This is a genomic window from Polaromonas sp. P4_H1 (assembly GCF_056400945.1).
Window position 1 is genome coordinate 1 of record NZ_JBFUKG010000121.1, and the last position, 556, is coordinate 556.

The window sequence follows — 556 nt, forward strand, 5'->3', positions numbered from 1 at the left end:
GGTCTCGCCGGATACCGAGCAGTTGTCGGTGTTCATCACACCATGGATGAAGCCGACATGTAGCCAGCGTGCGACAAGTTCGGCCTGACGGCGGATCACCGCATCGAGCAGCGCGCGAACCGGATGTTCGGCTTCGGCTGCGTCGGGATAGTGCCGGGCGATCACATGATCGGCGAGTTGTTTCACTCCGGCGATATCCTCGCGCGCGGCAAAAAACTGGAAGGTGCCGACGCGGCTGTGGCTTGAGGCGACGCGCGTCAGCACCGCACCCGGCAGCATCGTCTCACGCTGAACCCGTTCGCCTGTGAGGACGGCAGCAAGGGAGCGCGTTGTGGGAATGCCCAGGGCCGCCATGGCTTCGCTGACGATATATTCCCGGATCACCGGACCAAGCGCAGCACGGCCATCGCCGCGGCGCGAGAAAGGCGTCGGACCGGAACCCTTGAGCTGGATGTCGCGGCGCACACCGTCGCGGTCAATGACCTCGCCGAGCAGGATCGCGCGACCATCGCCGAGCTGCGCCACGAAATGTCCGAACTGATGTCCGGCATAGGCC

At 64.7% G+C, this 556-nt stretch carries 1 protein-coding gene; it reads right to left on the bottom strand.

Annotated features, from left to right (window positions below):
- Positions 1–556, bottom strand: a 556-nt coding sequence (locus AC1DS5_RS25445; RefSeq protein WP_477721021.1) for a protein adenylyltransferase SelO family protein, incomplete at both ends; no start/stop codon positions are given.